The sequence below is a fragment of the Streptomyces sp. NPDC005963 genome, from assembly GCF_040638655.1.
GTDB lineage: Bacteria > Actinomycetota > Actinomycetes > Streptomycetales > Streptomycetaceae > Streptomyces.
Genome location: NZ_JBEXVD010000040.1, coordinates 1 through 26679 on the forward strand (window position 1 = coordinate 1; position 26679 = coordinate 26679).

Below are 26679 nucleotides of genomic sequence, written 5' to 3' on the forward strand. Positions count from 1 at the left end.
ACCAGACCTTTTTCTCACTCCGTTTCCGGACTTCGAATTCGATCCAGCACCCGATTGGAAGGGCTTTTCGCCTTTCGGCTGAGCCGACTTTATCAGAAGATTCTGAGTCGGAATTCCCGTTCCGATGAGATCGGGTGACCAAGTGTCTGAAGACTCCGGGTTCCCGGTCGGGCGGGGTCGTAAACGTACTGGAGCGGAGCGCCTCGATGCAAATCGAGGCGCTCCGCTCCAGCGAACGCGACGTCAGACCGTCAGACCTCGACCACCACGGGGAGGATCATCGGGCGGCGGCGGTAGGTGTCGGACACCCACTTGCCCACGGTTCGGCGCACCAGCTGCTGGAGTTGGTGCGGCTCCACCACTCCGTCGGATGCGGACCTGGCGATCGCTTCCTCGATCTTCGGCATGACATCGCCGAAGGCCGAATCCTCGATGCCTGAGCCGCGCGCTTGCAGGTGCGGACCGCCGACGACCTTGCCGGTGGTGGAGTCGACCACCACGAACACCGAGATGAAGCCCTCGTCTCCGAGGATCCGGCGATCCTTCAGCGACGACTCGGTGACGTCGCCGACCGAAAGACCGTCCACGTACACGTACCCGGCCTGAACCTTGCCGACGATCTTGGCCTTGCCGTCGATCAGGTCGACGACGACGCCGTCCTCGGCGATGACGATGCGGTCCTTGGGGACGCCGGTCAGCGCGCCGAGTTCCGCATTGGCCCGTAGATGGCGCCATTCGCCGTGGACCGGCATCAGGTTCTTCGGCTTGCAGATGTTGTAGAAGTACAGCAGCTCGCCCGCGGACGCATGGCCGGAGACGTGCACCTTGGCGTTGCCCTTGTGCACGACGTTCGCGCCCCAGCGGCTGAGGCCGTTGATGACGCGGTAGACGGCGTTCTCGTTGCCCGGGATCAGCGACGACGCCAGGATCACCGTGTCGCCCTGGACGATGCGGATCTGGTGGTCACGGTTGGCCATCCGGGACAGGGCCGCCATCGGCTCGCCCTGAGAGCCCGTACAGACCAGCACGATCTCGTGGTCCGGCAGGTCGTCGAGGGTCTTCACATCCACGACGAGGCCCGCGGGTACCCGCAGATAGCCCAGGTCACGTGCGATGCCCATGTTGCGGACCATCGAGCGTCCGACGAAGGCGACCCGACGGCCGTACTCGTGCGCCGCATCGAGGATCTGCTGGATGCGGTGCACATGGCTGGCGAAGCTCGCGACGATGATGCGCTTCTGCGCGTTGGCGAAGACCTGCCGCAGGACGTTGGAGATGTCCCGCTCGGGCGGGACGAACCCCGGGACCTCGGCGTTCGTCGAGTCGGACAGGAGGAGGTCGATGCCCTCCTCGCTGAGCCGGGCGAAGGCGTGGAGGTCGGTGAGCCTGCGGTCCAGCGGCAGCTGGTCCATCTTGAAGTCGCCGGTGTGCACCACCATGCCCGCCGACGTGCGGATGGCCACCGCAAGCGCATCGGGGATGGAGTGGTTGACCGCGATGAACTCGCAGTCGAAGGGACCGATGCGCTCGCGGTTCCCCTCGGACACCTCAAGGGTGTACGGGCGGATGCGGTGCTCCTGGAGCTTCGCCTCGATGAGGGCCAGCGTCAGCTTGGACCCGATGAGCGGGATGTCCTGCTTCAGTCGCAGCAGATAGGGGACACCGCCGATGTGGTCCTCGTGGCCGTGGGTCAGGACGATGCCCTCGATGTCGTCGAGGCGGTCCCTGATGGTGGTGAAGTCGGGCAGGATCAGGTCGATGCCGGGCTGCTCCTCTTCGGGGAAGAGGACACCGCAGTCGACGATGAGCAGCCGGCCGTCGATTTCGAAGACTGTCATGTTTCGACCGATCTCACCGAGCCCGCCGAGGGGTGTGACACGCAGTCCACCCTTGGTGAGCTTCGGCGGGAGGCCGAGTTCGGGATGCGGATGGCTCAAAAGACTCTCCTCACCACGTACGCCACGTGCCGCTGAGGACACGTGGCGTACGTGACATTCGTGCACTTGCTGGTTCTGTGCCCGATCGTGATCGATCGGGTCGTTTCTCTTATTTAGTTGTGAAGTCTGTGATCACAGCTGTACCCCACCGGCGGTGAGGTCGATCTTCAGCTGGGCGGTCTCCTCGGGTGACAGCTCGACGAGGGGGAGCCGCAGGGGGCCTGCGGGCAGGCCCAGCAGTGCGAGGGCCGCCTTGGTGGTGATGACGCCCTGCGTCCGGAACATTCCGGTGAAGACGGGCAGGAGCCGCTGGTGGATCTCGGTGGCCTTCTGCACGTCGCCGTTGATGTGGGCGTCGACGAGGGCGCGCAGTTCCGGGGTGACGACGTGTCCCACGACGGAGACGAAACCGACGGCGCCGACGGACAGCAGCGGAAGGTTGAGCATGTCGTCGCCCGAGTACCAGGCGAGACCGCTCCTGGCGATGGCCCAGCTGGCCCGGCCCAGGTCTCCCTTGGCGTCCTTGTTGGCGATGATCCGCGGGTGCTCGGCAAGGCGCACGATCGTCTCGGTGTCGATCGGCACCCCGCTGCGACCGGGGATGTCATAGAGCATGACCGGCAGCTCGGTGGCGTCGGCGATGGCCGAGAAGTGACGGAGCAGTCCCTGCTGGGGCGGCTTGTTGTAGTAGGGGGTCACCGCGAGGAGGCCGTGGGCGCCGGCGCGCTCGGCCGCGCGCGCGAGTTCGATGCTGTGGCGGGTGTCGTTGGTGCCGATGCCGGCCACGATGTGGGCGCGATCTCCGACCGCTTCCCCTACCGCCCGTACGAGCTGGTCTTTCTCCGCGTCACTGGTCGTGGGCGACTCTCCGGTGGTGCCGTTGATGATGAGGCCGTCGTTGCCTGCGTCCACCAGATGGGCCGCCAGACGCTGTGCGCCGTCGAGGTCGAGTGCGCCGTCCGCCGTGAATGGCGTGACCATGGCGGTGAGGACCCGCCCGAAGGGGGTCTGCGGAGTGGAGATCGGAGCCATGGGTAACACGCTACTCGTTGCTCGGCACACTGTGTCCCTTGAGGGGCGTGACGTACGTCTGACCAAGGAGCCCGGCACTGCCTGCTCGGGGGTTCAGGCAGTGCCGGGTCCGTTTGATCAGCCTAGATGAACTTCACGAAACACCGCAATGTGGACACTTCGCCGGACGAGTCCGCACATCTGTCCCCAACGGCCGGCGGCCGTCCCCGAAGGTTTCCCCTGCTGGAATCCGGCGGAGGAGCACGGGGCAACGACCGGCCCGGAGGATCAGGGGGCGATGCGGCCATTCGCGTTGAAGGCGGCGTGGGTCAACGGCATCAGCCGGGCCCAGTGCTCCTCCATCTGCTCTCCGACCATCTCGATCTCGCGCTGCGGGAAGGACGGGACCGCCGCGAGCTCGTGCTGGGTGCGCAGACCGAGGAAGTGCATCAGCGAGCGGGCATTGCAGGTGGCGTACATCGAGGAGAAGAGGCCCACCGGCAGGACCGCACGGGCGACCTCACGGGCGATGCCGGCGGCCAGCATCTCCTGGTACGTCTCGTACGACCGACGGTAGGAGTCCTCCATCGCCTCGCTCACGATCTTGTGCTGCTCAGGGCTGCCGTCAATGAAGACGTACTTGCCCGGGCGGCCCTCCTGGACCAGCTTGCGGTCCTGGCCGGGGACGTAGAAGACCGGCTGGAGCTCCCGGTAGCGACCCGACTCCTCGTTGTACGACCAGCCCACGCGGTGCCGCATGAACTCGCGGAAGACGAAGATCGGGGCGCTGATGAAGAAGGTCATCGAGTTGTGCTCGAAGGGGCTGCCGTGACGGTCGCGCATCAGGAAGTTGATGAGGCCCTTGGAACGCTCCGGGTCCTTCTGCAACTCCGCGAGGGACTGCTCTCCGGCGGTCGAGACACGGGCGGCCCAGAGTACGTCGGAGTCCGCGGCGGCGTGCTTCACCAGCTCGACGCTGACGTCGGTGCGGAAGCTGGGGGTCGCGGACTCGGCGGGCGTATCGGTCACCGGGAGGGGTCCTTCCAGGGGCTGCGTGGGCGGCGACCACTCTAGTCCACGTCCCTCCCGCTCCTTCTTCCACCGACATGCGCGACCGCGGCCCCTTTGCGCAGGTCGCCGGGAACCGGTGCTATCACCGCCAGCCGCCCCGCCAGCCGACCGTCAGCGGCTCCCCGGCTGCGATCGGCGGCGGAAATCGGGCACCGATTCGGCGTTCCATACGTCTATAGGGGTGACAGCTCGATCATCACACCAAGGAGAGTGCCTGATGTTCCGCCGGCGCGAGGCCGTCCCGTTTTCGTTCGTGGCCGAGCGCAATCAGTTCCGCAGTAACGTCACTCCCCCGCCGAGACAGCGCCCGAGCGTCTCCCAACTCACCGGCCGCACGCTGACCGGGTTGACCATCGTCGCCGGTCTCGTCGGTTCGCTGCTCCTGGGGATGCCTTCGCTGGAGTCCAGCGCCACACCGGCCCACAGTCAGCAGTCCGAGGCGACAGAGCGCCGCTGACCCGTACGGCCCCCCTGGGGTGGTCGGTCGAAGAGCACCTCGGTAGCCTCACCCGTCACAGCCCCATCCCGTGTGCTGGTGAGTGAGGATCAGTCGTGCCCCTGCCCTTCCTGACGGCGGACCGCACATTCGACGCGAACGCGGACGATGTCGCGCTGCCCTTCGACGATCATGACCTGTGGCGACGGCCCTACCGTCCCGGGCCCTGGCGGGTGGGGGCTGCGGCTGTGCTGCTCCTCCTCGCCTCCTTCGTTCTGATCGCCGGGGTGATCACCGCTGCGGCCGGTGCGCTCGGCGGAGCGGCCGTCTGCATGGCGCTGGGAGGAGCCGTCATCGCGGCGGCCCTGCGACTGCTGCGCATGGGCGTGTGGGTGAGCCGGCACGGCCTGCGGCGCGTGGGCTTCCTCCTGACGAACACGGTGGAATGGGCTCGGATCGCAGAGGTTCGGACGGCCCAGCAGCCCGTGCGGTGGCTGGGGCTGCCCCGTACGGTCCAGGGGCAGGCGCTCCTTCTCGTACGGAAGGGATCGAGCGAGCCGCTCCCCCTGCTGACCGATCACAACGCGGACTTCCTGTCCCGTGTCGAGGCTTTCGACCGGGCGGCGGACACCGTCGAGGCGTGGGGTTCGGAGTACCGCACGGAGTGAGGCCCACAACGCCGCACACGCACGATGAAGAGGCTGGTCACCCAGGGTGACCAGCCTCTTTGTGTTCGTCCGTGGGGTGCATGCCCACCGTGTCGGCGCCTACTGCGGAGGGGCCGCGTGGAGGGCGATGGCACGTTGCATGGCCTTGCGCGCCCGGGGGGTGTCACGGGCGTCGTGGTAGGCGATGGCCAGCCGGAACCAGGTGCGCCAGTCGTTCGGAGCCGCCTCCGTCTCGGCCTGGCGCTGGGTGAAGACCCGGTCGGCGGAGTCGCGGTCGATCCTGCCGCTGGGCAGTCGTACGAGATCGTCGACGGGGAGGCCGCCTTCGGCTTCCAGTTGGGCGGCCAGGCGGTTGGCCCTGGTCACGAACTGGGTGTTCTTCCAGAGGAACCAGATGCCGATGACCGGCAGGATCAGCACCGCCGCACCGAAGGTGACGGTGATCAGGGTGCCCTGCTGGATGAGCAGCACGCCCCGGCTGCCGACCAGGACGAAGTAGACGACGAGAGCGGTCGCCAGGACGAAATAGGTGATCTTCGCGCGCATGGTGGTTCGAGCTCTCAGGCCAGATCGAGGAAGTGTTCCAGGCCGAAGGTCAGGCCGGGGGTGGTCACCACGCGTCGCACGCCGAGCAGGATGCCCGGCATGAAACTGCTGTGGTGCAGGGAGTCGTGCCGGATGGTGAGGGTCTCCCCCTCGCCGCCCAGCAGGACCTCCTGGTGGGCGAGGAGACCGCGGAGCCGGATGGCGTGGACGGGGATGCCGTCGACGTCGGCGCCGCGGGCACCGTCCAGTGCGGTGACCGTGGCGTCCGGCTGCGGGGGGCAGCCGGCTTCGGCACGGGCCGCCGCGATCAACTGGGCGGTGCGGGTGGCGGTGCCGCTGGGTGCGTCCGCCTTGTTGGGGTGGTGCAGTTCGACGACCTCGGCCGAGTCGAAGTAGCGGGCCGCCTGCTGGGCGAACTTCATGGTGAGGACCGCGCCGATGGAGAAGTTCGGCGCGATCAGCACTCCGGTCTTCGGCGAGGCGTCGAGCCAGCCGCCCAGCTGCGCGAGCCGGTCGTCGGTCCACCCGGTGGTGCCGACGACGGCGTGCATCCCGCGCTGCACGCAGTAGTCGAGGTTGGCCATCACCGAGTCCGGAGTGGTCAGCTCGACCACGGCCTCGGCCCCGACCTCGGTCAGGGTCTCCAGCCGGCCGTCCCGCCCGAGGGCGGCGACGAGTTCGAGGTCGTCAGCGGCCTCGACGGCCCGTACCGCTTCGGACCCGATGCGTCCTCGGGCGCCGAGGACTGCCACGCGCAGCTTGCTCATTGGATTCTTTCCTCGTGTGGTTAGGAGACCGCTTCGTGGAGCCGGTCCGCCTGGCGGTCCTTCAGCGGGCCGATCACCGCGAGTGAGGGACGGTGGCCCAGGACCTCCGATGCGACCGTGCGTACCTCGTCCGGGGTGACTGCCGCTATCCGTGCGAGCATCTCGTCGACGGACATCTGCGTTCCCCAGCACAGTTCGCTCTTGCCGATACGGTTCATCAGCGCGCCGGTGTCTTCGAGACCGAGCACGGTGGAGCCGGAGAGCTGGCCGATCGCCCGGCCGATCTCGTCGTCCGTGAGGCCGTCGGACGCGACCCGGTCCAGTTCGTCCCGGCAGATCTTGAGGACGTCGTGGACCTGGTTGGGTCGGCAGCCCGCGTAGACGCCGAAGAGTCCGCAGTCGGCGAAGCCCGAGGTGTACGAGTAGACGCTGTAGGCGAGGCCGCGCTTCTCCCGTACTTCCTGGAAGAGGCGGGAGGACATCCCGCCGCCGAGTGCGGTGTTGAGCACGCCGAGGGCCCAGCGGCGCTCGTCGGTGCGGGCGAGGCCCGGCATGCCGAGGACGACGTGCGCCTGCTCGGTCTTGCGGCCCAGCAGTTCGACCTTGCCCGCGGTGCGCAGCGAGCGGTGTCCGTCGCGGGGTGCGAGCGGCACGGCGTCGGTACGGGTGAGGGCTCCGGCCTTCTCGAAGGCGCGGCGGACCTGGCGCACGACGGTGGCGTGGTCGACGTTGCCCGCCGCGGCCACGACCAGGTGGGTCGGGTCGTAGTGCTTGCGGTAGAAGCGTCGGACCCGCTCGGCGGTGAGGGCGTTCACGGTGTCGACGGTGCCGAGGACCGGGCGGCCCAGCGGGGTGTCACCGAGCATGGTGTGCGCGAAGAGGTCGTGGACGCAGTCGCCCGGGTCGTCCTCGGTCATGGCGATCTCTTCGAGGATGACCCCGCGCTCGGCGTCGACGTCCTCCTGGAGGATCAGCGACCCGGTGAGCATGTCGCAGACCACGTCGATGGCGAGCGGGAGGTCGGTGTCGAGGACCCGCGCGTAGTAGCAGGTGTACTCCTTCGCCGTGAAGGCGTTCATCTCTCCGCCGACCGCGTCGATCGCCGAGGAGATGTCGAGGGCGGAGCGACGCTCGGTGCCCTTGAAGAGGAGGTGCTCCAGATAGTGCGTGGCGCCGTTCAGGGACGGCGTCTCATCACGGGAGCCGACGTGCGCCCAGATGCCGAAGGTGGCGGAGCGCACGGAGGGCAGGGTCTCGGTGACGATCCGCAGACCACCGGGGAGGGTGGTGCGGCGGACGGTGCCGATGCCGTTCTCACCCTGGAGAAGCGTTTGGGTACGGGCGACGGCCCGCTCCTTCGAAGAGGGGCGGGCCGTCGCTCGTGAGCTGCGCGACGTCACTTGGCAGCGTCGTCCTTGTCCTCGGCGCCGGCGTTGTCGGACTCGCCCTCGATCACGGGGATGAGGGAGAGCTTGCCGCGGGAGTCGATCTCGGCGATCTCGACCTGGACCTTGGAGCCGACCGCAAGCACGTCTTCGACGTTCTCCACGCGCTTGCCACCGGCGAGCTTGCGGATCTGCGAGATGTGCAGCAGTCCGTCCTTGCCGGGCAGCAGCGACACGAACGCGCCGAAGGTGGTCGTCTTGACGACCGTGCCCAGGTAGCGCTCGCCGACCTCCGGCATGGTCGGGTTGGCGATGCCGTTGATCGTGGCGCGGGCGGCCTCGGCGGCCGGTCCGTCGGCGGCACCGATGTAGATGGTGCCGTCGTCCTCGATCGTGATCTCGGCGCCGGTGTCCTCCTGGATCTGGTTGATCATCTTGCCCTTGGGGCCGATGACCTCGCCGATCTTGTCCACGGGGATCTTGACGGTGATGATCCGCGGGGCGTTGGGGGACATCTCGTCCGGCGTGTCGATCGCTTCCATCATCACGTCGAGGATGTGGAGGCGGGCGTCGCGGGCCTGCTTGAGGGCCGCGGCCAGGACGGAGGCGGGGATGCCGTCCAGCTTGGTGTCGAGCTGGAGGGCGGTGACGAACTCCTTCGTACCGGCGACCTTGAAGTCCATGTCGCCGAAGGCGTCCTCCGCACCGAGGATGTCGGTGAGGGCGACGTAGTGCGTCTGACCGTCGATCTCCTGGGAGATCAGGCCCATGGCGATGCCAGCGACGGGGGCCTTCAGCGGCACACCGGCGTTCAGCAGGGACATGGTGGAGGCGCAGACCGAGCCCATGGAGGTGGAGCCGTTGGAGCCCAGCGCCTCGGAGACCTGGCGGATCGCGTAGGGGAACTCCTCGCGCGTCGGCAGGACCGGCACGATCGCGCGCTCGGCGAGCGCGCCGTGGCCGATCTCGCGGCGCTTGGGCGAGCCCACGCGGCCGGTCTCGCCGACGGAGTACGGCGGGAAGTTGTAGTTGTGCATGTAGCGCTTGCGGGTCACCGGGGAGAGGGTGTCCAGCTGCTGCTCCATGCGGAGCATGTTGAGGGTGGTGACGCCCAGGATCTGGGTCTCGCCACGCTCGAACAGGGCGGAGCCGTGGACGCGCGGGATGGCCTCGACCTCGGCGGCCAGCGTGCGGATGTCCGTGATGCCGCGGCCGTCGATGCGGACCTTGTCCTTGATGACGCGCTCGCGCACCAGGGCCTTGGTCAGGCTGCGGTAGGCGGCGGAGATCTCCTTCTCGCGGCCTTCGAAGGCCGGGAGGAGCTTCTCGGCTGCCAGCTCCTTGACGCGGTCCAGCTCGGTCTCGCGGTCCTGCTTGCCCGCGATGGTGAGCGCCTGGGACAGCTCGTCCTTGACGGCGGAGGACAGGGCCTCGTACACGTCGTCCTGGTAGTCCAGGAAGACGGGGAACTCGCCGACGGGCTTCGCGGCCTTGGCGGCCAGGTCGGCCTGGGCCTTGCAGAGGACCTTGATGAAGGGCTTCGCGGCGTCGAGGCCGGCGGCCACGATCTCCTCGGTGGGCGCCTCGGCGCCGCCCTTGACCAGTTGGATGGTCTTCTCGGTGGCCTCGGCCTCGACCATCATGATCGCGACGTCACCGTCTTCGAGCGCACGGCCGGCGACGACCATGTCGAAGACGGCGTCCTCCAGCTCGGTGTGCGTCGGGAAGGCGACCCACTGGCCCTTGATCAGGGCCACGCGGACGCCGCCGATCGGGCCGGAGAAGGGCAGTCCGGCCAGCTGGGTGGAGGCCGACGCGGCGTTGATGGCCACGACGTCGTACAGGTGGTCGGGGTTGAGCGCCATGATCGTCGCGACGACCTGGATCTCGTTGCGCAGGCCCTTCTTGAAGGAAGGGCGCAGCGGGCGGTCGATCAGGCGGCAGGTGAGGATCGCGTCCTCGGAGGGGCGGCCCTCCCGGCGGAAGAAGGAGCCGGGGATCTTTCCGGCCGCGTACATCCGCTCCTCGACGTCGACCGTCAGGGGGAAGAAGTCGAGCTGGTCCTTGGGCTTCTTGGAGGCGGTGGTGGCCGACAGCACCATGGTGTCGTCGTCCAGGTACGCCACGGCGGAGCCTGCGGCCTGCCGGGCGAGGCGGCCCGTCTCGAAGCGGATGGTGCGGGTGCCGAAGGTGCCGTTGTCGATGACGGCCTCGGCGTAGTGGGTCTCGTTCTCCACTAGTGATTTCTCCGTTACGTTGCGTCTTGTGTCCCTTCCGCCCGTGTGGCGGGGGGACTGGGCGGAGAAGCTCTCGTTCCTGGGGCCGGTCTTCGATCGAAGCACCCGGGGGCACCGGCGGACCGGTTTCCGGGAGCCACTACCGAGGACCGGCGGCAGCGAGCCAGCTTCTCCCACAGGGGTGGTGCGGGTGATGCGTCTTTATTGCTTTGTGTAACCACACCAGAATAAGTGCCGGGTGGCAGGTCACGCACGTACAGCAAAAGGGAGCGGTTCCCTCGTCACGGGGGAACCGCTCCCTCCACGGCGTCTTACTTGGCGCCGCCGGCCGCACCACGGCGGATGCCGAGGCGGTCGACCAGCGTACGGAAGCGCTGGATGTCCTTCTTGGCCAGGTACTGCAGCAGACGGCGGCGCTGGCCGACCAGGATGAGCAGACCGCGGCGGGAGTGGTGGTCGTGCTTGTGGGTCTTGAGGTGCTCGGTCAGGTCCGAGATGCGGCGCGAGAGCATGGCGACCTGGACCTCGGGGGAGCCGGTGTCGCCCTCCTTGGTGCCGAACTCGGTCATGATCTGCTTCTTCGTAGCGGCGTCGAGAGACACTCGGTACTCCTTCGTGGTGTTCTATGCGCCCACGAGTGCCCCTGGTCTTGTACTCAGGGGAGCTTCCGTGACTCGGAGGCGAAGGCGCGATGGGCGCAGCTCCCAGAAGAACCGGGGGCGCGTACACAAACGGCCGTCACCCACAGTACCAGTCGTGCGCCAGCGGCCCGGACGGGCGTCCCGGGTGCGGTCGGCGGCGAGGTCAGCTGGTCAGGGAGCGTGCGGCGGAGTAGACGTCGAGGACGGCGAGGCAGAGGGGGACGAGGGAGAGCAGGACGAGGCCCTCGGTGAGGTCGAGGAGTCGGCCCCAGAAGGGTGACAGGCCCTTCTTGGGGATGACGAGGCCGATGGCGGTGATCAGTGCGGCGCCCGCGGCGACGGCTGCGGTGAGCCAGACGGTGCGGACGTCGAGGCCACCGCGGTCCCCGTACATCACCAGATCCTTGACGAGGTCGACGGGCGGGTTGAGGGAGAGGCCGAGGACCAGGAGCGCGATCGCGGCGATTCCGGCGACGAGGGCGCAGGCGACCTGCGAGGTGTAGCGGAAGAGGCGGGCCCGCAGCAGCATGGCGAGGCCGGCGGCGAGGGCGAGGAGCTGTCCCCAGAAGCTGCTGGAGAAGCCGAGGACCGCGGCGGAGCCGACGACGACCGCCGCACATCCGCCGACGAGGCCCAGGAGCATTTCGTGGCCGCGGCGGGCCTGGAGGGCGATGCGCTCGCCGTCGACGGGCTCGGGCTCGGGCAGGGCGTGGGGGTCGGCCGGGTCGGCGTTGAAGTCGTCCTCGGCGGCGCTGCGGGGGGATGCGTAGCCGATGGGGAGCCGGGCGAAGCGGGCGGAGAGCCCGGGCAGGAAGGCGACGAGCCCTATGGCGACCGGCACGGTGACGGCCGCGGTCTCGGTGGCGGTGGCCTCGGTGAGGATGCCGATGAAGGTGGCGAGGGTGCCGGTGGCGCTGAGGAAGGTGGCGGCGACGAAGGGTGCGTCACCGCTGGGGGTGAGGGCAACGAGGGCGACCGAGGCGACGAGGACGGTGACGCACCCGAGGAGGAACTGGAGCCGGCCGGGGCCGTCGCCGCCGTCGGGCGCGATGATGCCGGAGCCCGCGATCAGGAGCAGGGGCAGTGCGCCGAGTCCGAGGGCGACGGCGGTGGCGCGGTCGGCGTAGACGCGGGCGCGCACCCCGGCGAAGGCGGTGAGGAGGAGTCCAGCGGCGCCGGCGATGATGCCGGGCAGGCTGTGCATGTCGTGGCGGACGGGGTCGGCGAACCAGAGCACGAAGCCCATCAGCACCAGCAGCAGTACGCCGCCCACCTGGCCGGCTGCACGCAGGAGTTCGTCGCTCCACAGATGGCGGTCGCGGCGGACGGCGGACGCGACGGCGTCCGACACATCGTCATAGACGGCCGGGGGCAGGGATTCCGCGAACGGGCGGAGGCTGAGGACCTCGCCGTCGAGGATCTGTTGGGCCGCGAGCGTGCGCGCGCCGTCGAGGACGGTGCCGTCACGGCGCACCAGGTGGTAGCCGGTGGGCGTGCCGGGGGTCTGGGTCTGGCCGGTGAGCCGCAGGATCTCCGGGTAGACGTCGGCGACGGCGATGTCCTCGGGAAGGGCGACATCGATCCGGCTGTCCGGAGCGACGACGGTGACGCGGCAGAAGCCGGTCGCTGCGGTCGTACTCACTTGTCTGGTCCCCCTGATTCGCGGTTGCGCACGCTGCGCGCGCCACCCTACCGGGACATCTTGGGCTGGTCTGCAAGTAGGATCGCCGTCGCGCGGAGGGGGCCCGCCGCTCACGGGGGCGTCGGTACGAAAGCTGCCCACCAGCATCCAACTGCACATGCTTTTCGTCTGTATCGAGGGATTGATGCTCCGGTGAGCCAGATCGTCGTGAAACGCCCGCCGAGGTCCCTGCCGCCTGAAGTGCCCACTGATGCCCTGGCCCTTGAGCCGCCTCCGGAGCTTCCGCGGGGGCAGCAGGAGGGCATGTTGATGCAGATCCTGCCGGTGCTCGGCATGGGTTCTTCGGTGGTCTTCTTCTTCTCGCCGCAGGCTCCTCCGTTCATGCGCATCATGGGTGTGCTGATGCTGGTGTCCACGCTGGCGATGGTGATCGCCCAGGTGGTGCGGTTCCGTCGGGGTACGCAGGGGCAAATGGCTGATGTCCGGCGGGACTATCTCAAATACCTCGCCCAGACGCGTCGCACGATCCGCAAGACGGCGCGCGGTCAGCGGGATGCCCAGCTGTATCTGAACCCCGATCCGGAGCAGTTGTGGTCGCTGGTGGCCGAGGGCTCGCGGGTGTGGGAACGCCGCGTGGGCGACCATGACTTCGGTCAGATCCGGGTCGGGCTCGGTGCGCAGCAGTTGGCGACGCCGCTGATCGCTCCGGACACCGCGCCGGTGGACGAGTTGGAGCCGCTGGCGGCGGGGGCGATGCAGCAGTTCCTCGCGGTGCACGGTTCGTTGGACGGCCTGCCGATGGCCATCTCCCTGCGCGCCTTCTACCACTTGACGGTCTCCGGGGAGCCGCAGTCGGCACAGTCCGCCGCACGTGCCCTGGTGACCCAGTTGGTGACCCTGCACTCCCCCGATGACCTGATGGTCGCGGTGGTCGTGGCGCCCGGGGCCGTGGAACGGTGGGACTGGACGAAGTGGCTGCCGCACACGCAGGTGCCCGGTCAGATCGACGGGGCCGGCACCAAGCGCCTGTTCGGGGACGACCTCGCCGAGTTGGAGCAGTTGTTGCACGGCAGGTTGGAGGGCCGGCCGCGGTTCAGCCGGGACAACCAGCCGGTGTTGGACCAGCCGCACGTCGTCCTCGTCCTCGACGGGGGGATGGTGCCGCCCGACTCGCTGTTCGCGGCGGCCGAGGGGTTGCAGGGCGTGACCATCGTCGAGGTGGTCTCCGGTGATCTCGACGAGCCGCGCGGCGGGCTGTCGATCGTGGTGCGCCCGGGGAAGCTGCGGCTGGCGTCGGGGCACCGGGTGGCGTACGAGGGGGTCCCGGACGGGATCTCGCTGCCGGCCGCGGAGGCGCTGGCGCGTCAACTGGCGCCGCTGCGCACGGGTGGGGGTGACGACGACGAGCCGCTGTTGGCGAATCTGGACTTCACGGACCTGCTGAACCTGGGGGACGCGGCCGGTGTCGACGTCGCCAGGACCTGGCGGCCCCGGTCGATGGCCGAGCGGCTGCGGGTGCCGATCGGTGTCGGTGAGGACGGCCAGCCGGTGATGCTGGACCTCAAGGAGGCCGCGCAGGAGGGCATGGGCCCGCACGGGCTGTGCGTCGGCGCCACCGGCTCCGGGAAGTCGGAGTTGCTGCGGACCCTGGTGCTCGGTCTCGCGGTCACCCATTCGTCGGAGACGCTGAACTTCGTGCTCGCCGACTTCAAGGGTGGTGCGACGTTCGCCGGGATGTCACAGATGCCGCACGTGGCGGCCGTGATCACCAACCTGTCGGACGATCTGACGCTCGTCGACCGGATGGGTGACGCGATCCGCGGCGAGTTGCAGCGGCGGCAGGAGTTGCTGCACAAGTCGGGCAACTACGCGAACATCCACGACTACGAGAAGGCGCGTGCGGCGGGCGCTCCGCTGGAGCCGCTGGCCTCCCTGGTGCTGGTGCTCGACGAGTTCTCCGAACTGCTCACCGCCAAGCCCGACTTCATCGACATGTTCATCCAGATCGGCCGGATCGGGCGTTCGCTGGGTGTGCATCTGCTGCTGGCGTCCCAGCGGCTGGAGGAGGGCAAGCTGCGGGGCCTCGACACGTACCTCTCGTACCGGATCGGTCTGCGGACGTTCTCGGCGGCCGAGTCGAGGGCAGCGATCGGGGTGCCGGACGCCTATCACCTGCCGTCGGTGCCGGGTTCGGGCTATCTGAAGTTCGGTACGGAGGAGATGACGCGGTTCAAGGCGGCGTACGTCTCGGGGACCTACCGCACGGGTGGCCCGGACCTGTCGGCCGGGCAGTTGCCCATCGAGCGGCGACCCGCCGTCTTCACGGCGGCCCCGGTGCCGGTGGTGTACGCGGCGCCCACGCCGATCGCCAGTTCGTCGGCCCGCACCCACGAGGACGAGGCACTCGCGGACACGGTGCTCGATGTGATCGTGCGCCGGCTGGAGGGGCAGGGCGTGCCCGCGCACCAGGTGTGGCTGCCGCCGCTCGACCAGGCGCCGACCCTGGACCAGTTGTTGCCCGGCCTCGCGCCAACGGGCGACCGGGGGCTGACCGCGACCGAGTACACCCGTCCCGGTGGGCTCACGGTCCCCCTGGGGCTGATCGACAAGCCGTTCGAGCAGCGGCGCGAGGTCCTCTACCGGGACTTCTCCGGCGCCGCGGGCCACATGATGGTCGTCGGCGGTCCGCAGTCCGGCAAGTCGACGCTGATGCGGACGCTGATCTCGTCCTTCGCGCTCACCCACACGCCGCACGAGGTCCAGTTCTACTGTCTGGACTTCGGCGGCGGCGGGCTCTCCTCCCTGGCGGACCTGCCGCACGTCGGTGGTGTGGCGTCCCGGTTGGACCCGGAGCGGGTGCGCCGGGCGGTCGCCGAGGTCCTCGGGGTGCTCAACCGGCGCGAGGAGTTCTTCCGGTCCAACGGCATCGACTCCATCGCCACCTACCGCCGTCGGCGGGCAGCGGGCGAACTCCCCGGTGAGGCGTGGGGCGATGTCTTCCTGGTCATCGACGGCTGGGGCGGCTTCAAGAACGACTACGAGATGCTGGAGCCGCTCGTCGCCGATCTCACCGCGCGCGGCCTCGGCTACGGCATCCATGTGGTGATCACCGCCGCGCGGTACATGGAGGTGCGGGCTGCGCTCAAGGACCAGATGCTCGGTCGACTGGAGTTGCGGCTCGGTGACGTCATGGACTCCGAGTTCGACCGGAAGGTCGCGGCCAATGTGCCGACCGGGGTGCCCGGTCGCGGTCAGGTGCCGGAGAAGCTGCACTTCATGACCGCCCTGCCGAGGATCGACTCGATCAGTTCGGCACACGATCTGGCGGAGGGGTGCGCGGCTCTGGTGCAGGCGTCCAAGAGCCAGTGGAACGGGCCACCAGCTCCCGTCATCCGGCTGCTGCCGCGCCGGCTGCCGGCGGAGCAGTTGCCGAAGGGCTTCGAGCAGCCGCAGCACGGCATCGCCATCGGCATCGACGAGACCAGCCTCGAACCGGTGTTCGTCGACTTCGAGACCGATCCCTTCTTCCTGGTCTTCGGCGAGAGCGAGTCCGGCAAGACCGCGCTGCTGCGGCTCATCGCCAAGCAGATCACCGAGCGATACACCCCCGAGCAGGCGCGGATCGTGGTGGGCGACTACCGGCGCACCATGCTGGAGGCGGTGGCTCCCTCGCACCTGCTGGAGTACGCACCGATGACGTCGGCCATGGAGATGCACATGGACGCCATCGGGACCGTCATGGGCAAGCGGGCGCCCAAGCCGGACATCACCCCGCAGCAGTTGCGCGACCGCAGCTGGTGGACGGGCCCCCAACTGTTCGTGATCATCGACGACTACGAGTTGGTGGCCACCGGTTCGGGCAATCCGCTGTCGGTGCTGGTGGAGCATCTGCCGTTCGCCCGTGACGTCGGCATCCGCTTCATCGTGGCCCGCAGTTCGGCGGGGGCTTCCCGGGCGATGTACGAGTCGTTCATGCAGCGGGTCAAGGAGTTGGGCGCCCAGGGCGTCATCCTCTCCGGTGACCCGGGTGAGGGCGACATCCTGGGCAACGTCCGGGCGCGGCCGATGCCGCCGGGGCGCGGCACGTTCGTTTCGCGCAAGCGCGGCGCACCGCTGATCCAGGTGGGCTGGCTGCCGGATCGCTGACGACCATAGGGTGTTCAGGGCCGTCCGAAGGGGCGGCGCAGCAGGTGGCTCGCCCTCGGGAGGGCCACCTGGTTCGACAGAACCGTGGGAGGACGGCGCGATGGCTGACGCAGCCGACAAGGAACGCGAGAAGGAAGAGCTGTACGCCCTCGACATCTCCGGTGTGGAGTGGCTCAGCGCGCCCGGCACCAGCGAGGACGAGGAGCGGGTGGAGATCGCCCATCTGCCCGGCGGGGCGGTCGCGATGCGCTCGTCGCTGGACCCGGACACCGTGCTGCGCTACACGGAGGGCGAGTGGCGCGCCTTCGTCCTCGGCGCGCGTGACGGGGAGTTCGACCTCACCTAGATCGCGGGGGCAGAACGAACGAGGGGGGTTGCCCGGCCGGTGCCGGGCAACCCCCCTCGTCATGGGCGCAGGGTCGGATCACTGCATCATGCGGAACCGGGCTGCGTTGCCCTTGTCGGTGTCCTGGTAGCCGACGACGGCCTGGTCCAGCAGTCGGGCGATGGTGGCCAGCTCCTGGTTGAGGCCGTCCATGTTGGTGGCGATGTTGCCCTGGACGGTGATGTAGGCCTCCTTGGCCTCACCCTGCCAGTTTCCGGCGACCTGCTTCACCTGGCCCAGGAGGTCCTGGAGCTGCTGGTTGAGGTAGGAGGAGGTGGCGCGCACATCACTGGCCGCCGTGGTCACCGTGTCGTAATTGACGGCAGTCGTCATCGTTTGCTCCTAGTGGCGAGGGTTTGCGAACGGTGCGGTGTCGATCAGACGTTGAGGATGGCGCTGCCCTGGCCGGGCTCCATCTTGCGGAACGCCTGGATGCGCTCGGTCTCCTGGGCGTCGAAGCCGTCGGCGCTCATCTTGACCAGCTGCTGGAGGTTGTCCAGGTCGCGCTGCACATCGCGCAGTCGGCGGTTGAGCTCCGCCTGCACCCGGTCGTACTCCTGCTGGGCCGCGCCCTTCCAGCCGGCCTGAATGCGGTCCACAACGCCGTTGAGCGAGGTGATCCGGCTGTTCAGTTCCTGCTGGAACTTGTCGATCTTGCCGGAAAGACCGACGAGTTCGCCACTAGTGACATCAAGGTCCCTATTGCCCGACATCGTGCCCCTTCTTCCTTCGACGGTGACGTAGACGGAAGCCAATTGGATGCCGCCCCCGTGATGGACAGGTTTCCACCGGTCCTACCGTCACTCTATCCACTCGGTACAGGTGTTCCAACTGCAAAGTAACCTGGGCCATTTACCTCAATGCGCCCTCTTGCGTCGCGTATCGCGGACGACGGTCGCGGCACCCGCCACCACGGACACCAGTACGACGCCGATTCCCAACGCATAGGTTGCGTACCGCTCTGTGCGCTCCTGCGCCGTCTCGCCGAGGGTCAGTGCGGCGGGCTCCGGCGCGGGCGCCTTGGCCGGTCCGGAGTCGGCCGTGGGCTGCTGGATCGGGCCGTCGTCGCCCCTGAGCGCGCGCACCGGGTCGACGACGCCCCAGCCGACGAAGTCGTCACGGCCGTTGGTGCTGCGCTCGGCGGTCTGCTCGATCTGGGCGATGATCTCGTGCGGCTTCCACTTCGGGTACTTGGCCTTCAACAGGGCGACGACGCCGGCCACATAGGGGGCCGAGAAGCTGGTGCCGTTGTCGACGCACTGCCCGTTGCCGGGGACCGTGGAGACCACGTCGACGCCCGGGGCCGCGACCCCGACGAAGTCACCCGCCTGGGAGAAGGCGGCCCGCTCGTTGTTGCGGTCCGACGAGGCGACCGCGAGGACCCCGGGGAAGGCCGCGGGATAGGTCTTCTTCAGCTTGCCGTCCATGCCGTCGTTGCCCGCCGATGCGACGACGACGATCTCCTCCTTCAACGCCCGCCCCACCGCCAGTGCCAACGCCGAATCCGGCTGTAGCGCCTTGGCCGTGTCCTGGGAGATGTTGATGACGTCGGCTTCTTCGGCGATGGCGTGGTCGATCGCCCTCGCCATCGTCACATCGCTGCCGCTGTTGTTCTCGTCGTTCTGGCGGATCGGGATGATCGTGGCCTCCGGGGCCAGACCCACGAATCCGGTGCCCGCCCGTGGGCGGGCCGCGATGATGCCGGCGACCTTGGTGCCGTGCCCGATCTCGTCGACCGTTCCATTGGTCTTCCCCGCGTTGCCGCCCGGGTCCTCCTTGTCCGCCGGCAGCAGGTCCTTGCCCGCGGACGCGTCGACGGCGCCGCGCAGTTGGGGGTTCTTGTTGTCCACGCCCGTGTCGATCACGGCGACCCGGACGCCCTTGCCCTTGGTGTCCTGCCACAGCTCGTCGAGCAGGACGCGCTGCAACGGCCAGGGCGTGCCCGGGATCTGCTTCGTCATCGGAATGGTGCACTCACCACTGCCGTCGAGGCCGGGTCCCGTACCGCTCGCGGTGCGCGGGCCCTCCACGGCGTACGCGAATGAGGGCACCAGCAGCCAGCCGGCGAGGGTGGTCGCGACGGCGACCAGGGTGGTTCTGCGGTACGGATGTTGACCCGGGACTGAGTGTCGGTACGTCACTGGCGACCGTCCCCCTACGAACCCTGCGGCTGACGCGCGCTGTTGGTGTCGAGTCGCGGGCCCTTGGACAGGAACTCCGACCATACGATCGGGATCAGCGCGGGCGTCACCTTTCCGTACCCCAGCCGGTTCTGCGCCTCGCTCGGCTCGGGGCGACCGTCCGACTGCTGTGGCTGGTCGCCGGCACCGATCTCCGAACGGTCGCTGTCGCTGTCGCCGTTGGCCTGGACGGCGTACCGCAGCCCGGTGTCGGTCACCAGGAACAACGAGCCGTCGGGCTTGGTCTGTTCGCCCTGGATCTGGGTGTAGAGGAGGCCGGTGCCAGGCGTCACATAGGTACTGGTGCCACCGGCCGTGATCTCCGCCGGATAGCGGGAGCCGGCCCACATGGACAGGGTCGTGCGCCCCTTGTCGTCCACCTTGCGCAGCACGCTACAGATGGTGTCGCGCTCCCCGCCCACCGTGTTGACCAGTTCCGCCTTCAGGGCGGGCCACCGGAACTCGCCGCCGAAGTCGTCGGACTCGGGGGAGAGCGACGAGGCGTCCACCTTCGACGCGTCGCCCTCCATGTCGAGCCGGTCGGTCTGGGGGGAGTTGATCAGCAGCCAGGCCGTGAAGTCCGACACGGGACGCACCTCGCCCCTGAGCACGACGTAGTGCTGCGGGCCGGTGCCGGTCGGGGCGCGCAGGACCATGCCGATCCGGTCCTGCTCCTCGGTCAGCCCGCCGCCGACATCGGCGTCCGCGCCCACCTCGCCCGGCACTTCGGGGAACTCGACCCGGCTGCCCTCGTGGAGGGTGGCCAACCAGTCGTCCGTGACGGCCTGGGGCTGCTCTCGGTTGACGAGGGCCCGGGTCAGGACGTCGGAGTCGTCGCCGGGCACCAGGTACTTGGTGCCGGAGGGGTCGACGAGGTAGCGCTGCTTCTTCTGGCCCTGCACGTACAGGACCTGACCGCCCATGAGCTTCTGGGCACCCTCGGTGAGCTTCTCGTCGCGCTTGCCGAAGACGAACGTGGCCTTCTGCACGGAGGTGCTCTTGCCGGCTCCGGGCTGCTCGCAGGCGGCCCATCGCTTGGCCCGGCCCGCCTCCTTGTCGCCGGGCAGCCGGTCGGGTGCGTACGGGATGCCGAGGATGGGGCCGCGGGGGGGTTTGCCCCGGTCGAGGACGTCATCGCTGACCGTGATGACCTTGAACTGCTGTGGGTTGAGCAGCAGACGGGCGGAGGCGAGGTTGAGGACCGGGTGGAGGAGGACCTTCTTGTTCTTGTCCTTGCCCGTCTCCAGGACCACGTAGCGGGTGGTGGACTTCTTGCCCACGATCACCTTGGTGCCGGGCGCCGCCCAGTCCTTGGGGGCCTTCGGCTTGAACATGCCGAACGCGCCGAAGCCGGCCAGGACCAGGGCACCGATGATCAACCCGGGGACGATGGCGCGCAGCGGGCGCGGCGCTCCTTCCTCCGTTCCCGTGGCAGAAGGCTGGAGGAATGCCGCCACCGTGCGTTTCTTCGCAAAGGTGTATGCGTTGAGCTCATCCCGCCGTGATGCCATGAGTCCCCATTGATGAAGAAGGCGCTATTTCCCCGTGGAGGTCGTCTGGTGCGTTCGACCTCGGGTCCTGAATACCGGACCGGCCCCCTACTATGCCTGTTATCCGATGGCTCGCGTGGGCCGGGTAGGGTGTTCCGGCCCGTGAATCCCCTTATGGGAAAGGGCCATCGGGGGCGATCGGGACGGTTTGGGGTTTTATGAACTGGGGGACGGATTAATGGCTTCCGCTACGCGTGCGCGGCGCGCTGCACGGGGGCAATCCCCCAACCAACCCGCGACGCCCTCCCAAGGAGCGGTCGCCCCCCGACTCAAGGGACGACCCGGACACTTCGGCTCGTTCCGACTGCAACAACTCGTACTGATCGAGATCTCCGCCGCCCTGTTGCTGGTGGCCTGGGTCATCGACACCCTGCTCCTGGTTCCGGCGGCGGTGGTCGCGGCGGTCCTGGTCCTCCTCGCCCTCCTGCGCAGACACCGGCGTTCCCTGCCGGAGTGGCTCGCCACCGTCTTCGCGCTGCGTGCGCGGACCCGCAAGGCCGCATCCCTGGTGCTGCCCCCGGACACCGAGCCGGGTCTGGCCCCCGCCGTCGAGTGCGACCCCGCCCTGCGGACGTACACCTTCAGTGACCGCGACCGGCGCCCGGTCGGGATGATCGGGGACGGCACCTTCGTGACCGCGCTCCTCCAGGTCGAGTCCGGCCCGACCGCACTGCGCCCGGAACGGACCGCGCGTCCCCTGCCCGTCTCCCTCGTCCGGGACGTGCTCGAAGTGGACGGCATCCGACTGGAGTCGGCGCAGATCGTCCAGCACACCCAACCCGCGCCCGCCCCGCACCTGCCGCAGCAGTCGGTCGCCGCCCGCAACTACGCGCCGCTCCAGGCGCAGACGGGTTCACCCGCGCTGCGGATCACGTGGATCGCGCTCAAGCTGGACCCCGAGCTGTGCCCCGAGGCGGTCGCCGCCCGCGGTGGTGGACTGGAGGGCGCGCAGAAGTGTCTGGTGCGCACCGCCGACCAGTTGGCGAGCAGGCTTGCGGGCGCCGGATTCACCGCGACCGTGCTGACCGAGCCGGAGCTCATCGCCGCCGTCGCGACCTCCTCCTGCGCAAGCCCGCTCGCGATCGCCCAGGCGGGACGGGCCGACGCGCCCACGCGACGCACCCAGGAGACCTCCCGCACCTGGCGCGTCGACGACCGCCGCCACACGACCTACTGGATGGGGCGCTGGCCGCAACTGGGTGGCGGCGGGGCCTCCATGCCGCAACTCATCGCACTTCTGACCTCCATTCCGGCACTCGCCACCACCTTCAGCCTCACCCTGGGGCGGGGCGACCGGCAGGGGGTGACCGTGACCGGCCACGTCCGCATCACGGGTCGCAGCGATGAGGAACTGGTCACCGCCCGCCATGAACTGGAGCGCGCTGCTCGGGGAGTACGCACCGGACTGGTGCGGCTCGACCGGGAGCAGTTGCCCGGAATGCTCGCCACACTGCCGCTCGGGGGAGCCCGCTGATGCCGTCACCCGCCACCAGACTCCGTACCGGATTCGGACTGATCGGTCCGCGCCGCGATCGGCACGAGGTGCCGTTGGACCAGTTGGCCGCGCTCTCCGTGCCGGTGGGGGACGACGGGATGGTGATCGGCGTGGACGCCGAGGGCCGGCCCACCGTGCTCGGCATCAACCGCCCCACCCCGTACGACGTCACGCTGATCGGCGGCCTGTGGACGGCGCAGGTGCTCGCGCTGCGGGCGGCGGCGACGGGGGCCCGGGTGACGGTCGAGACCGGACGGGCCCCGGCCTGGACCGCGTTGGCGCAGGCGGCGGGCGGCGGTCAGCAGTGCATCTCGCTCCATGACGTGGGACGGGTGCCGCCGCAGGGGCCGTCCGCCGGCAGTCCGGTGGTGGTGGTCCGCGACTGCGGGATGCGTCCGCCACGCGGTCGCGTGGTGTCCGGGCCCTGGCAGTCGGTGGTGACCCTGCTGCCGTATCTGAGCCCGGTGGCGCCGCGGTTGATGGAGAAGTCCGGGGTGGTGGGCGTCCAACGGGTGTCCCCCGACGAGGCCGCCCAGATCGGTCGGATCATGCATCTGCCGTCGGCGGAGACGGAGGCGTTGTCGACTCTGGCGGACGGTGTGACGCTCTGGTGTACGGCACGTGATCGACAGTTCGTCATGACCCAGGCCACGGACGCCGAGACCGGATTGTTGGGCAGCGCCCGCAGGATGGACTGACCGGGCGCATACGCTAGGTCTTGCACTGTTTTGTCGGGCGATTTTCCGGGTGTTTTGTTCAACGGCTGGTGGGCATGGGCCACGTGGGGGCCGCCCGTGGCGTACGGGACGGTAGCCGACGGACGGTCGGCCCTGCCGGTCCGCCCCGATGGGCGATTAGGGTGGTGGGGGGAGCGGTGCGGGACCCTGCGGGGGTGCGCGCCGTAGAACCTGAGGGGACACCGGCGGTGTTCCACAGGGAGAGCCGGGCCGATCGGGAAACAGCGGTCGCCCCCACCCACGACGGCACCAGGGTGCTCGACCACACCAGGAGGCACAGTGAACAGCGATCGGGACGAAATCCGCGGGGGTTGGACTCCCGCCGACGAGTCCGACGCGGAGCCCGCCGAGATGACGGGTGAGTTCACCATCGACTACACCCCGCCGGCCTGGTACACGCAGAACGCGTCGGGTGACTCCACGGCCTCCGGGGCGGCTCAGACGTCGCCGCCGCCGCCGGCGGGAGCGCCGGTCCCGGGGCTGCCCACGGGCAGTGGGTTCGAGCCGAGTTGGACGCAGGCGCCTTCGCCGGTGGCACCGCCGCCCGGCCCTCCGTTGGCACCGCACCCGCAACCCGCACAGCCGCCTTCGGGCGCCGCGGTTCCACCGCTGCCGACGGCCCCTTCGCCCGCACGGCCGTCGACCGAGGACGTGGACGCCGTACGGGCCCCCGTCCTGCCGCCCGTTGTGGACCCGACGCGGATCGCGCCCCCGGCTCCCGAACCTGCGCAGGTCGTGGCTCCCGTTCCGGCGCAGGTCGTGGCTCCCGAACCGGCTGTGGCGCCGGTCCCGGTGGTCGAACCCGTGGGGAATCCCGCTTCGGCACCGGACGCCTGGGCGCCCCCGGCGCCGGCCACCGGACACACGGGGACGACGCACCACACCGCTTCCGCCCCCGATGCGGCGCCCGACTCCCCTGTGCAGCCCGCGGGCACTCCCGTCGCACCGGCGTCCGAACCGCTCGGCGGCGGAGATGTGGAGAGCGGAGCAACCATGCGCTTCTCCCCCGTCGTGCCGGGGCGTGAGATCGCGGAGCGGGACGCCGCGTCCGAGGGGGCGAGAAGCGCGGAGCCCGGTGCGGAGCGGTCCGACACGGCCGATTCCGCCCCGACCCCTGGTGGCCCCGCGAACGGGGCGTCGGTGGCCGGGCCGCCGAGCGCCGTCGACGCGAGTGCGGCCGTCGAGCCCGCGTCCGTACCGGCTCCCACCGAGGACCGCGAGCAGGTCTCCCCGGCGACCGGCGGTCCCCGCGGCGATCAGAGCGACCGGGAGAACGAGCGGCCACCGGTGGTGGATGCCACCGCTCCGGCAGGGGATGAGTCCCCGGACTCCCCCGCACCCGCCGACTCCCCGGGCAACTCTGCGAACTCCGCGAACTCCAGAGATGGGGACGACCCCGCCGATCCCGGTCGTCCGGCTCCCCAGGACGCGATCCCCGCGTCCCGGGACTCCGTTCCCGACTCCCGGGACGCGGCCCCCGTTCCGCGTGGTGGCGTCCCCGCCCTTCCGAATCCCGCCCTTCCGAATCCCGCCCTTCCGTCTCCCGCGCAGGCATGGGCACCCGGCGACCAGACCCCGGACGCGGCCCTGCCGCCGCTGCCTCCCGCCTTCCAGCCTGCCGCGCCCGCTTCGGCGCCGCAGTGGCCGGTCTCCCCCCAGAGTTCCGAGCAATCCGCGGTACCGCCGCTGCCCGGCCCCACACCGACCGGGCCGCCGCCCGGATACGGCTTCCCGCAGCCCGGGACGCCGGGCCAGCCGGGCGGGTACGGATATCCCCAGCAGGACCCGCCGGTGGCCCCGCTGCCCCGGGCCGCCCACCCGGCGCACCCCGGGCACGAGGTCCCGCCCGCGCAGGTGCAAGCAGGCGTTCCCGAGGCGCACCAGGGTCCCCAGGCTCCACAGCACCCCCAGCCCTTCGCGCCGCAACAACAGCACCAGCCCCCGTACCAGCAGCCCCCGTACCAGCAGTCCACGGACCAGCAGCCACCGCAGCAGCCGTACGCCCAGCAGAACCCGCCCGGCTACGGCTTCCCGCAGCCGCCCCGGCCGCCCGAGCCGCAGGCGCAGGCACCGGTGCACCACCCGCAGGCACAGGTGCCGCAGGGGCCTCCTCCCGGCTACGGCTATCCGCAGGGTCACCAGCCGACCGCCGGGCCGCTGCCACCGCAGCGTCCCGGGCCCCAGGAGCCGCCCGCCGCGCAGGGCCAGCAGAACCCGCCCCCGTACCAGCAGGTCCAGCCCCAGGCCGGTCCGCCGCAGCCGACCGTGCCGCCGGTCGATCCGCGGGCCGGGGCAGCCTGGCCGACGCCGGTCACCCACGACCAGCGGGAACGTTCGGTTCCGGGTGCTCCGCTCGGTTACACGGCGGCCGTCGAGCTGTCCTCGGACCGGCTGCTGCGCAACAACCGGCAGAAGCCCAAGTCGAGTCGCACGCCTTCCGGCGCCTCCCGGTTCAAGCTGGGCGGCAAGAAGGAGGAGGCCGAGCGGCAGCGCAAGCTCGAACTCATCCGCACACCGGTGCTGTCCTGCTACCGCATCGCGGTGATCAGCCTCAAGGGCGGCGTCGGCAAGACCACGACGACCACCGCGCTGGGCTCGACGCTGGCCACCGAACGGCAGGACAAGATCCTGGCCATCGACGCCAACCCGGACGCGGGCACGCTCGGCCGTCGGGTGCGCCGGGAGACCGGAGCGACCATCCGGGACCTGGTGCAGGCGATCCCGTACCTCCACTCGTACATGGACATCCGCCGGTTCACCTCGCAGGCGCCGTCCGGACTGGAGATCATCGCCAATGACGTGGACCCCGCGGTGTCGACGACCTTCAACGACGAGGACTACCGTCGGGCCATCGAGGTGTTGGGCCGTCAGTACCCGATCATCCTCACGGACTCGGGCACCGGGCTGCTCTACAGCGCGATGCGCGGGGTGCTCGACCTCGCGGACCAGCTGATCATCATCTCGACGCCCTCGGTCGACGGCGCCAGCAGTGCTTCGACGACGCTCGACTGGCTGTCCGCCCATGGGTACGCGGATCTGGTGCAGCGTTCGGTCACCGTCATCTCCGGGGTGCGGGAAACCGGGAAGATGATCAAGGTCGAGGACATCGTGCAGCACTTCCAGACCCGCTGCCGGGGCGTGGTCGTGGTGCCGTTCGACGAACACCTCGCGGCGGGCGCCGAAGTCGATCTGGACATGATGCGGCCCAAGACCCGCGAGGCGTACTTCAACCTCTCGGCACTGATCGCCGAGGACTTCGTGCGCGCCCAGCAGCAGCAGGGGTTGTGGACCGCGTCGAACGGCAACCCGCCGCCGACGATGGCCCCGCCGATGCCCGGGCAGCCGGGAGCTCCCGTACCGCAGCAGCAGGGGCAACAGCCCTACGCGCCGCAGCACCCCCAGCCCCAAGGCGGTGCGCCGTACGGGGGCGGACAGCAGCCATATCCGCAAGCGGGCTGGCAGCAGCAGGCGCAGTACCAGGTGCCCGGACAGCCCGCGGCGCCCCACCAGGCCCCGGGCCAAGCCTTCTACGGGGCCCCTGGGCAGGCTCCGCCGCCGGCCTTCTCACAGCCGGGAGCGCCGCAGCCCCCCGCCCGAGGGGGCCAGTCGGATGATTCCGGGTCGCCGGATGCGGGCGCTCCCCCGGTGGCCGAGAACTGGCCGCCCCGGCAGCCGCCGCAACCGCCCCAGGGCCCGCCGCAGTAGGCCCGACCAGCAGGGCCCGTACCGCCGAGCGGTACGGGCCTTCGCCTCGTCCGGACCGCCCACACGCGCCCGGCGGGTCGTTGACCTGCCGAACCACCCCTGATAGACGTCGCCTCAACGATGGGCCGACCCCAACCGGC

At 69.7% G+C, this 26679-nt stretch carries 20 protein-coding genes; 7 read left to right on the forward strand and 13 right to left on the reverse strand.

From position 1 onward, the window contains the following. Nucleotides 1-251 precede the first annotated feature (251 nt). From ABZ348_RS32650 to thyX, 3 genes are all read right to left on the reverse strand, one after another. Nucleotides 252-1937, reverse strand: coding sequence for a ribonuclease J (locus ABZ348_RS32650; RefSeq protein WP_358939282.1), 1686 nt, complete (start codon nucleotides 1935-1937; stop codon nucleotides 252-254). 132 nt (nucleotides 1938-2069) lie between these two features. Beyond that, on the reverse strand, nucleotides 2070-2969 hold the full coding sequence (dapA, locus tag ABZ348_RS32655) for a 4-hydroxy-tetrahydrodipicolinate synthase (RefSeq protein WP_358939284.1): 900 nt from the start codon (nucleotides 2967-2969) through the stop codon (nucleotides 2070-2072). 267 nt (nucleotides 2970-3236) lie between these two features. Continuing rightward, the gene (gene thyX, locus ABZ348_RS32660; protein ID WP_358939285.1) at nucleotides 3237-3977 is read right to left on the reverse strand and encodes an FAD-dependent thymidylate synthase; all 741 of its coding nucleotides are present in this window, start codon (nucleotides 3975-3977) and stop codon (nucleotides 3237-3239) included. Nucleotides 3978-4236: 259 nt separating this feature from the next. Here thyX and ABZ348_RS32665 point away from each other — a divergent pair, with 259 nt between their 5' ends. Together ABZ348_RS32665 and ABZ348_RS32670 are read left to right on the forward strand one after the other, a co-directional pair. After that, on the forward strand, nucleotides 4237-4476 hold the full coding sequence (locus ABZ348_RS32665; RefSeq protein ID WP_358939287.1) for a hypothetical protein: 240 nt from the start codon (nucleotides 4237-4239) through the stop codon (nucleotides 4474-4476). 95 nt (nucleotides 4477-4571) lie between these two features. Next, entirely contained in the window at nucleotides 4572-5123 is a 552-nt protein-coding gene (locus ABZ348_RS32670) for a hypothetical protein (RefSeq protein ID WP_358939289.1), read from the forward strand. A 99-nt stretch (nucleotides 5124-5222) separates the two neighbouring features. On the opposite strand, the gene ABZ348_RS32675 is transcribed toward ABZ348_RS32670, so the two are convergent. The 6 genes from ABZ348_RS32675 to eccD all read right to left on the reverse strand — a co-directional run bounded on the left by ABZ348_RS32675 (nucleotide 5223) and on the right by eccD (nucleotide 12341). Then, entirely contained in the window at nucleotides 5223-5669 is a 447-nt protein-coding gene (locus ABZ348_RS32675; protein ID WP_358939291.1) for a hypothetical protein, read from the reverse strand. A gap of 14 nt (nucleotides 5670-5683) precedes the next feature. Then, nucleotides 5684-6436 (reverse strand): 4-hydroxy-tetrahydrodipicolinate reductase, encoded by a 753-nt coding sequence (gene dapB, locus ABZ348_RS32680; RefSeq protein ID WP_358939293.1) that lies wholly within the window; start codon nucleotides 6434-6436, stop codon nucleotides 5684-5686. A gap of 20 nt (nucleotides 6437-6456) precedes the next feature. Continuing rightward, nucleotides 6457-7836 (reverse strand): pitrilysin family protein, encoded by a 1380-nt coding sequence (locus ABZ348_RS32685; RefSeq protein ID WP_358939295.1) that lies wholly within the window; start codon nucleotides 7834-7836, stop codon nucleotides 6457-6459. Beyond that, nucleotides 7833-10058 (reverse strand): polyribonucleotide nucleotidyltransferase, encoded by a 2226-nt coding sequence (locus tag ABZ348_RS32690; RefSeq protein WP_358939297.1) that lies wholly within the window; start codon nucleotides 10056-10058, stop codon nucleotides 7833-7835. Before ABZ348_RS32690 ends, ABZ348_RS32685 begins: the two co-directional genes overlap by 4 nt. Before the next feature lie 311 nt (nucleotides 10059-10369). After that, the gene (gene rpsO, locus ABZ348_RS32695; protein WP_030351649.1) at nucleotides 10370-10660 is read right to left on the reverse strand and encodes a 30S ribosomal protein S15; all 291 of its coding nucleotides are present in this window, start codon (nucleotides 10658-10660) and stop codon (nucleotides 10370-10372) included. A gap of 202 nt (nucleotides 10661-10862) precedes the next feature. Beyond that, nucleotides 10863-12341: a type VII secretion integral membrane protein EccD gene (gene eccD / locus ABZ348_RS32700; RefSeq protein ID WP_358939299.1), complete on the reverse strand. Its 1479-nt coding sequence runs from the start codon at nucleotides 12339-12341 to the stop codon at nucleotides 10863-10865. 192 nt (nucleotides 12342-12533) lie between these two features. On the opposite strand from eccD, the gene eccCa reads away from it, so the two are divergent. Then, nucleotides 12534-16487: a type VII secretion protein EccCa gene (gene eccCa, locus ABZ348_RS32705; protein ID WP_358939301.1), complete on the forward strand. Its 3954-nt coding sequence runs from the start codon at nucleotides 12534-12536 to the stop codon at nucleotides 16485-16487. Between the two features lie 100 nt (nucleotides 16488-16587). Beyond that, entirely contained in the window at nucleotides 16588-16833 is a 246-nt protein-coding gene (locus ABZ348_RS32710) for a DUF397 domain-containing protein (RefSeq protein ID WP_358939303.1), read from the forward strand. 78 nt (nucleotides 16834-16911) lie between these two features. Here the strand turns inward: ABZ348_RS32710 and ABZ348_RS32715 are convergent, their stop codons facing one another. The 4 genes from ABZ348_RS32715 to eccB all read right to left on the reverse strand — a co-directional run bounded on the left by ABZ348_RS32715 (nucleotide 16912) and on the right by eccB (nucleotide 20563). Further along, nucleotides 16912-17205, reverse strand: a complete 294-nt coding sequence (locus ABZ348_RS32715; protein ID WP_358939304.1) for a WXG100 family type VII secretion target — start codon at nucleotides 17203-17205, stop codon at nucleotides 16912-16914. 44 nt (nucleotides 17206-17249) lie between these two features. Then, nucleotides 17250-17585 (reverse strand): WXG100 family type VII secretion target, encoded by a 336-nt coding sequence (locus ABZ348_RS32720; RefSeq protein ID WP_250923204.1) that lies wholly within the window; start codon nucleotides 17583-17585, stop codon nucleotides 17250-17252. 144 nt (nucleotides 17586-17729) lie between these two features. Then, nucleotides 17730-18902, reverse strand: coding sequence for a type VII secretion-associated serine protease mycosin (mycP, locus tag ABZ348_RS32725; protein WP_358939350.1), 1173 nt, complete (start codon nucleotides 18900-18902; stop codon nucleotides 17730-17732). A gap of 125 nt (nucleotides 18903-19027) precedes the next feature. Further along, a complete protein-coding gene (gene eccB, locus ABZ348_RS32730) occupies nucleotides 19028-20563 on the reverse strand; it encodes a type VII secretion protein EccB (protein ID WP_358939306.1) in 1536 nt (511 codons plus the stop codon). 217 nt (nucleotides 20564-20780) lie between these two features. Between eccB and eccE the strand changes: the two genes are divergently transcribed. The 3 genes from eccE to ABZ348_RS32745 all read left to right on the forward strand — a co-directional run bounded on the left by eccE (nucleotide 20781) and on the right by ABZ348_RS32745 (nucleotide 26539). After that, nucleotides 20781-22076 (forward strand): type VII secretion protein EccE, encoded by a 1296-nt coding sequence (gene eccE, locus ABZ348_RS32735; RefSeq protein ID WP_358939308.1) that lies wholly within the window; start codon nucleotides 20781-20783, stop codon nucleotides 22074-22076. Then, a complete protein-coding gene (locus ABZ348_RS32740) occupies nucleotides 22076-22795 on the forward strand; it encodes a hypothetical protein (RefSeq protein WP_358939310.1) in 720 nt (239 codons plus the stop codon). Before eccE ends, ABZ348_RS32740 begins: the two co-directional genes overlap by 1 nt. Before the next feature lie 318 nt (nucleotides 22796-23113). Beyond that, complete coding sequence (locus ABZ348_RS32745; protein ID WP_358939311.1) at nucleotides 23114-26539, forward strand: SCO5717 family growth-regulating ATPase; 3426 nt, start codon at nucleotides 23114-23116, stop codon at nucleotides 26537-26539. The last annotated feature ends 140 nt before the right edge of the window (nucleotides 26540-26679 follow it).

Excerpts from the sequence above, each read along its gene's own strand:
- dapA (WP_358939284.1), bottom strand. The coding sequence starts at position 2,969 with ATGGCTCCGATCTCCACTCCGCAGACCCCCTTCGGGCGGGTCCTCACC.
- ABZ348_RS32665 (WP_358939287.1), top strand. The coding sequence starts at position 4,237 with ATGTTCCGCCGGCGCGAGGCCGTCCCGTTTTCGTTCGTGGCCGAGCGC.
- ABZ348_RS32675 (WP_358939291.1), bottom strand. The coding sequence starts at position 5,669 with ATGCGCGCGAAGATCACCTATTTCGTCCTGGCGACCGCTCTCGTCGTC.
- dapB (WP_358939293.1), bottom strand. The coding sequence starts at position 6,436 with ATGAGCAAGCTGCGCGTGGCAGTCCTCGGCGCCCGAGGACGCATCGGG.
- ABZ348_RS32710 (WP_358939303.1), top strand. The coding sequence starts at position 16,588 with ATGGCTGACGCAGCCGACAAGGAACGCGAGAAGGAAGAGCTGTACGCC.
- ABZ348_RS32715 (WP_358939304.1), bottom strand. The coding sequence starts at position 17,205 with ATGACGACTGCCGTCAATTACGACACGGTGACCACGGCGGCCAGTGAT.
- ABZ348_RS32720 (WP_250923204.1), bottom strand. The coding sequence starts at position 17,585 with ATGTCGGGCAATAGGGACCTTGATGTCACTAGTGGCGAACTCGTCGGT.
- eccB (WP_358939306.1), bottom strand. The coding sequence starts at position 20,563 with ATGGCATCACGGCGGGATGAGCTCAACGCATACACCTTTGCGAAGAAA.
- eccE (WP_358939308.1), top strand. The coding sequence starts at position 20,781 with ATGGCTTCCGCTACGCGTGCGCGGCGCGCTGCACGGGGGCAATCCCCC.
- ABZ348_RS32740 (WP_358939310.1), top strand. The coding sequence starts at position 22,076 with ATGCCGTCACCCGCCACCAGACTCCGTACCGGATTCGGACTGATCGGT.